The 6,006-nt window shown below is 72.0% G+C and carries 7 protein-coding genes and 1 pseudogene; 7 read left to right on the forward strand and 1 reads right to left on the reverse strand.

Annotation, left to right across the window (positions count from 1 at the left end; translation table 11 throughout):
- Positions 1-4: 4 nt before the first annotated feature.
- Positions 5-829 (reverse strand): IclR family transcriptional regulator, encoded by an 825-nt coding sequence (locus F6X68_RS13555; protein ID WP_151454612.1) that lies wholly within the window; start codon positions 827-829, stop codon positions 5-7.
- A gap of 167 nt (positions 830-996) precedes the next feature.
- Between F6X68_RS13555 and F6X68_RS13560 the strand changes: the two genes are divergently transcribed.
- The 7 genes and pseudogenes from F6X68_RS13560 to F6X68_RS13590 all read left to right on the forward strand — a co-directional run.
- A complete protein-coding gene (locus F6X68_RS13560) occupies positions 997-3,015 on the forward strand; it encodes a hydantoinase B/oxoprolinase family protein (RefSeq protein WP_151454613.1) in 2,019 nt (672 codons plus the stop codon).
- Entirely contained in the window at positions 3,012-3,995 is a 984-nt protein-coding gene (locus F6X68_RS13565; protein WP_132239083.1) for a tRNA U-34 5-methylaminomethyl-2-thiouridine biosynthesis protein, read from the forward strand. Before F6X68_RS13560 ends, F6X68_RS13565 begins: the two co-directional genes overlap by 4 nt.
- Positions 3,988-4,827: a 2-amino-5-chlorophenol 1,6-dioxygenase subunit alpha gene (locus F6X68_RS13570; RefSeq protein ID WP_151454614.1), complete on the forward strand. Its 840-nt coding sequence runs from the start codon at positions 3,988-3,990 to the stop codon at positions 4,825-4,827. The genes F6X68_RS13565 and F6X68_RS13570 overlap by 8 nt, the downstream gene beginning before the upstream one ends.
- A gap of 35 nt (positions 4,828-4,862) precedes the next feature.
- Positions 4,863-5,153 carry a BMC domain-containing protein gene (locus F6X68_RS13575; protein WP_151454615.1) on the forward strand — a complete coding sequence of 97 codons (291 nt, stop codon included), beginning with the start codon at positions 4,863-4,865 and terminating at the stop codon, positions 5,151-5,153.
- Positions 5,154-5,176: 23 nt separating this feature from the next.
- Positions 5,177-5,515 (forward strand): BMC domain-containing protein, encoded by a 339-nt coding sequence (locus F6X68_RS13580; RefSeq protein WP_089000517.1) that lies wholly within the window; start codon positions 5,177-5,179, stop codon positions 5,513-5,515.
- Positions 5,502-5,765: a EutN/CcmL family microcompartment protein gene (locus tag F6X68_RS13585; protein ID WP_151454616.1), complete on the forward strand. Its 264-nt coding sequence runs from the start codon at positions 5,502-5,504 to the stop codon at positions 5,763-5,765. The genes F6X68_RS13580 and F6X68_RS13585 overlap by 14 nt, the downstream gene beginning before the upstream one ends.
- 20 nt (positions 5,766-5,785) lie before the next feature.
- A pseudogene (locus F6X68_RS13590) lies at positions 5,786-6,006 on the forward strand (5-carboxymethyl-2-hydroxymuconate semialdehyde dehydrogenase); the annotation flags it as partial.

Below are 6,006 nucleotides of genomic sequence, written 5' to 3' on the forward strand. Positions count from 1 at the left end.
GCGGTCAGTCGCCCCACCGGTCGCCGAAGCCGTGGCCGAGCTGCCGGGACAGCTCGGCGGCGGTACGGCAGGCGGCGTCGGCGAGTTCGCGGGTGCGGGTGTCGTCGAGGCGGAAGATCGGCCCGGAGATGCTGATCGCGGCGGTGACCCGGTCGTGCCGGTCGCGTACGGGGGCGGCCACCACCCGCAGCCCGTGCTCGCTCTCCTGGTCGTTCAGGGCCCAGCCCTGCTGCCGCACGGCGGCCATGTGCGCCACGAAGGTGTCCAGGTCGGTGATGGTGTTGCTGGTCAGCGCCCGGAGCGGCACGGTGGCGAGCAGGGCGCGCAGGGCGTCGTCGTCGTGGTCGACGAGCAGCGCCTTGCCGGCCGCGCTGCACCACAGGGGGATGCGGCGGCCGAGGCGGCTGACGAGCTGCACGTTGCGGGTGCCCTGTACGACGTAGAGCGAGATGGCGTCGGACCCCTCCAGGACGGCGAGGTTGACGCTCTCGCCCTCGTGCTCGGCGAGCTGGTGCAGCAGGGGCCGGGCCAGCGCGTGCAGGTCGATGCCGGCGAGGAAGCGGGCGCCCAGCTCGAAGACGGCGACGCCGAGGCGGTAGGTGCCGTTCTCCTCGTTGCGTTGCAGGAAGCCGGCGTCGGCCAGCGCGCGGAACAGCCGGCTGGCCGTGGACTTGTGCAGGCCCAGTTCGCGGCTGACGTCGCTGACCTTGCGCTCGACGGCGTCACCCCGGAAGGCCAGCAGGACGCCCAGGGCGCGGTCCAGCGCCTGGGTGCCCGACTCGCGTGGGGCGACGCCCTCGTCGGGCGTCGGGTCAGTGGCGTACGACATCTTGCTTCCCTGCCTTTCCGGCTGCTAGGTTTCATAATATAACTCTAGGACCACATGATGGTCCACTCTACGGTGGTTCAACCCACGGTGGTCCACTCGCCCTGACCAGTCCAGGTCCACTCCGGCGGCAGATACGGACCGACACCGGAAATCAGTGAGGCATCCGCATGACTGTGAATCCGATCGACCTGGAAGTCGTCACCGAAAGTCTCATCTCGATCGTCCGCGAGATGCGACAGACGATCTTCCGTACCGCGCACTCGCCGGTGATCGCCGACGCCCAGGACTTCTCCTGCGCACTCTTCGACCCCTCGGGGCAGATGGTCGCCCAGGGCCGGGACATGCCGGGACACGTCATCGCCATGCCCGCCTCGGTGGCCGAGATCTTCGCCGACTTCGCCGCCGAGATGCGCCCCGGAGACCTCTACATCGTCAACGACCCGTACCGGGGCGGCAGCCACCTCAACGACGTCACCCTGATCAGCCCGGTCTTCGTCGACGGGGAGCTGTTCCTCTTCCCCTGCGTCCGGATGCACTGGGCCGACATCGGCGGCATGACCCCCGGCAGCGTCTCCGGCCAGGCCACCGAGATCCTCCAGGAGGGGCTGCGGATCCCGCCGATCAAGCTGATCGAGGCGGGCCGCCCCAACCGGGCCGCCTTCGACATCCTCTTCGCCAACGTCCGGATGGCCGAGGAACGCCGCGGCGACCTCGAATCCAGCATCGCCGCCTGCCACACCGCGCAACGACGGCTGAAGGAACTCGTCGACCGCTGGGGCACCGGGCTGATCCTCGACTGCGTCGCGGCCAACATGGACCGCACCGAGCAGCGGCTGCGCGACATGATCCGGTCGCTGCCCGACGGCACCTACCGCTACGAGGACTACCTCGACCTCTACACCGACGGCGACTACGACGCCGCGATCGTCCGCTGCCGGCTGACCGTCGACGGCGACGAGATCGAAGCCGACTTCCGGGGCTCCTCCACCCAGGTCGCCGCCGTGGTCAACTCGTCGCGGGCGATGACCGTCGCCGGGGTGTTCATCGCCGTCAAGTCCGCCCTCGACCCCGGCGGGCTGGTCAACCACGGCGCGTTCCGGCCCCTGCGGGTCCTCACCGAACCCGGCACGGTGGTGCACGTCAGCTACCCCGCCCCGGCCAACGCCCACAGCGAGGTCCGCAAGCGGGTCATCTCCGCGGTGATGGCCGCGTTGAGCCAGGTGGCGCCCGACCTCATCGCCGCCGACCAGTTCGGCACCACCTTCCAGAACCTCATCGGCGGAGTGGACGAGCACACCGGCCAGCCCTACCTCTACTACGACTACCCGGCCGGCGGCAACGGCGGATTCCTCGAATCCGACGGTCCCAGCGCGATGAACCCGGTCGACCTCGGCGACATCTCCACCATCCAGTCCGTCGAGCGACTGGAGACCGAGATCCCGATCCTGGTCGAGGCCTGCGAGCTGCGCGCCGGCTCCTGCGGAGACGGTACGCACCGGGGCGGCCTGGGCAGCCGGCGGGAGACCCGGCTACTGGCCAGCGGCGGGTCGTACTCGGTGCAGACCGACCGCACCACCGTCCCCCCGTACGGGCTGCGCCACGGCGGCCCGGGCGCCCCGACGGTCACCCACCTGCGCCGCGCCGACGGCCGACGGGTCGACTTCGACACCCCCGGCAAGATCGCCGGCTTCCCCATGCGGGTCGGCGACGTGCTGGTCATGGAGTCCGCCGGCGGCGGCGGCTGGGGCGACCCGCTGGACCGCGAGCCCGACGCCGTCGCCGAGGACGTCCGGCAGGACTACCTGACCGGCGAGGAGGCCCGCCAGCGCTACGGCGTGGTCCTCGACGGCGCCGGCGAGGCCGACCGCGCCGCCACCGCCGACCTGCGGCAGCGGCTGCGCGACGAGCGGAGCTGGCTGCGCCTCACCACCACCGACCGGCCCGCCTACACCGGCCGGCGCGGCCAGCGCCGGCTGGCCTACGTCGCGCCCGGCAGCGGCCTCGCCGAGGAGAGCCTCGTCGAACTGCACGGCGTGCACCCGGCACCACTGCGGGCCTGGCTGCGCCACGACACCGCGCTCGGCGCCGACGAGATAGCCCTCGACGACGACGGGATGCAGATCCTCGGCGGCACCGCCGAGCACCGCGCGTACGTGCGCGTCCTCACCGGGGAGGGGCGGTCATGAGCAGGGTCTTCCGGGTGCCGGTGGCGACCACCAGGCCCCGCACCGGTGGCGGCGCCGGCAACGCCCCGGCCCCGCAGGCCGCCCCGGCCCGCGCCGGCATCGTCGCCGGCTGCCTCAGCCCACATCCGCCCCACCTGATCTACGCGGAGAACCCGCCGCAGAACGAGCCCCGCTCCACCGGCGGCTGGGAGACGCTGCGCTGGGCCTACGAGCGGCTGCGCAAGCGCATCCAGGAGGTGCACCGCCCCGACGTGCTGATCGTGCACGCCCCGCACTGGATCACGATGGTCGGCCACCACGTCAACTGCGCGCCCAACCCGCGCGGCATCTCCGTGGAGCCGATCTTCCCGCACCTCTTCCGGTACCGGTACGACTTCCGCACCGACGTCGAACTCGGCGAGGCCATCGTCGAGGAGGCCAGCGGCCTCGGCCTCGTCACCCGCGCGATGCGCGACCCCCGGGTACGCGTCGACTACGCCACCATCGGCGCCCTGCACCTGGCCAACCCCGCCTGGGACATCCCCGTGGTGTCCCTGTCGGCGAACAACAACCCGTACTTCTACTCCGACGCGGCGCTGGAGGAGATGGAGGTGCTCGGCGAGGCCACCCGCCGCGCCGTCGAGGCCACCGGCCGCCGAGCCGTGCTGCTCGCCTCCAACTCCCTGTCGCACCTGCACTGGCACGAGGAGCCGGCGCTGCCGGAGGACATGGAACGCGAACACCCGTACAACAACCACCAGTACCGGTGGGACATGAAACTGCTCGAAGCGATCCGCCGGGGACCGACCGCCCCGCTGCGGGAACTCATCACCGAACACATCGAGGCGACCGCGTCGGAGACGAAGGCCGGCAGCCTCACCTGGCTGCTCGCCGCGATGGGCTGGCCCAAGGTCGCCGGTGACGTGCTCGGCTACGGCACGATCATCGGCACCGGAAACGCCGTCGTCGAGTGGCTGCCCGAGGGGAGCCCCCATGGCTGACCGGACCGGAATCGTCGCCGGCGCACTCGTGCCCGGCATGCCCCACCTGCTCGCGAAGGAACCCGCACCGAGCTGGGCGGCACTGGCCTCGGCCGCCCGCGACGTGGGCGAGCGGCTGCGCCGGCTGGAGCCCGACGTCGTCCTGCTGCTGTCCACCCAGTGGTTCACCGTCCTCGGCCACCAGTTCCAGTGCGACCCCAACCCGCGCGGCGAACACGTCGACGAGAACTGGTACGCCTACGACTACGGCCTGCTCCGCTATGACCTGCGCTTCGACGTGGAGTTCAGCGAGCGGTGGGCCGACCGGGTGCAGGCCGACGGCAAGCAGGCGCGCCGCACCCGCTACGAGGGCTTCCCGATCGACGCCGGGACCATCGTCACCTCCGCGCTGCTCGACCCGGAGCGCAAGCTGCGCTGGGCGCAGGTCTCCTGCAACCTGTACGCCGACGCCGACACCCTCGCCGACGTCGGCCGGGCCGGTGCCGCCGCCGCCCGTGACGCCGGAGTACGCGCCGCCGTCGTCGTGGTGAGCGGACTGTCCTCCGGACTGATCCAGCAGTGGATCGAACCGGGCCAGGACCACATCGGCACACCCGCGCACGACCAGTGGAACACCCGCGTACTCGACCTGCTCACCGCCGGCAAGGTCGACGAGGCGCTCGCGATCCGCGAGGACTACGCCCGGCAGGCCCAGGCGGACAGCCAGTTCCGGGCCCTCGCGTTCGCCGCCGGCACCGGCGCCGCCAGCGGCCCGGCGCAGCTGCACTCGTACGGCCCGATCTGGGGCACCGGCGCCGCCGTCCTGTCCTGGAACCTGCCCGAGCGTCCCTGACCGAAGCCGACCCGCAACCAGAGCAAGGAGCAGACATGCGAAACGTGGCCGTGGGCTTCGTCGAAGCCGAGGGTTTCACCCCCATCTTCGACGCCGTCGACGCGATGGTGAAGGCCACCGAGGTCGAGGTGACGAAGGTCGTACGCCTCGGCGGCGGCATCGTCGCGGTCGCCGTGCGCGGCGACCTCGCCACCGTCGAGGAGGCGGTGGACATCGGCGAGGAGACCGCCCGGGCGCGCAGCCGCTCGGTGCGCTCGATCGTCTTCGCCAGCCCCTGCGACGCGGTGAGCGCGTTGGCCGTCGAGCCTGACCTCGTCGGCAACTGACAACCGGGTAAGGAGAATCAGCCATGTCCTCCGACATCGCGATCGGAATCGTCGAGACACGCGGCCTGGTGGCGCTCTCGGCGGGAATCGAAGCCATGATCAAGACCGCCGACGTCCGGTGCGTGGCCGTGGAACGGGTCACCAGCGGCTACCTCGCGGTCGCCGTCCGGGGCACCCTCGCCGCCGTACGCCAGGCAGTCTCCGCCGGCGAGGCCGCCATCCGCGCCCACGGCGAGCTGCGCAGCTCCCAGGTCTACCCGAAGCCCCACCCGACCACGGCGGCCCTGCTGGACGCGCCCGAACCGGCCCGCATCCGCGAGGTCATCGCCGGCCTACGGGGAGAAACCGATGGTGCTCGGTGACGTCGTCGGCAAGGTGTGGGCCGACCGCATCCTGCCGGCGTTGCAGGGCAGGCGGCTCGTCCTGGTCCGCCCGCACGGCGACGGGCCCGACCTCGTCGCCGTCGACCCCCTGAACGTCGGCGTCGGCACCACCGTCCTGGTCGTCACCGACGAGGCCGCCGCGGCCGTGACCGGCCAACCCACCGTGGACGCCGCCGTGGTCGCGCTCGTCGCCGACCTCGGCAGCGAGCGGACCGAACCCAGCACCTGAACCGGAAGGGACACCTGACGATGGCCGAGTCATCCTGGCCGGTGAGTCTGCGCGACGGCCACCCGGGCGCCGACCCGCCGACCCTGCGCAACTTCGTGGGCGGTGAGTTCGTCGAGGGTGGGCGGCGGTTCGTCAAGCGCAGCCCGGTGACGGGTGAGCCGGTGTTCGAGGTGGTCGAGGCGGATCGGGCGTGTGTGGACGATGCGGTCGCGGCGGCGCGGGCGGCGTTGCGGGGGCCGTG

The sequence above is a fragment of the Micromonospora sp. AMSO12t genome, assembly GCF_008806585.1.
In the GTDB taxonomy this organism is placed as follows: domain Bacteria; phylum Actinomycetota; class Actinomycetes; order Mycobacteriales; family Micromonosporaceae; genus Micromonospora; species Micromonospora reichwaldensis.

What these genes read in the sequence shown, in the direction of transcription:
- F6X68_RS13555 (WP_151454612.1), bottom strand. Translation starts at nt 829, where the DNA reads ATGTCGTACGCCACTGACCCGACGCCCGACGAGGGCGTCGCCCCACGC.
- F6X68_RS13560 (WP_151454613.1), top strand. Translation starts at nt 997, where the DNA reads ATGACTGTGAATCCGATCGACCTGGAAGTCGTCACCGAAAGTCTCATC.
- F6X68_RS13565 (WP_132239083.1), top strand. Translation starts at nt 3,012, where the DNA reads ATGAGCAGGGTCTTCCGGGTGCCGGTGGCGACCACCAGGCCCCGCACC.
- F6X68_RS13570 (WP_151454614.1), top strand. Translation starts at nt 3,988, where the DNA reads ATGGCTGACCGGACCGGAATCGTCGCCGGCGCACTCGTGCCCGGCATG.
- F6X68_RS13575 (WP_151454615.1), top strand. Translation starts at nt 4,863, where the DNA reads ATGCGAAACGTGGCCGTGGGCTTCGTCGAAGCCGAGGGTTTCACCCCC.
- F6X68_RS13580 (WP_089000517.1), top strand. Translation starts at nt 5,177, where the DNA reads ATGTCCTCCGACATCGCGATCGGAATCGTCGAGACACGCGGCCTGGTG.
- F6X68_RS13585 (WP_151454616.1), top strand. Translation starts at nt 5,502, where the DNA reads ATGGTGCTCGGTGACGTCGTCGGCAAGGTGTGGGCCGACCGCATCCTG.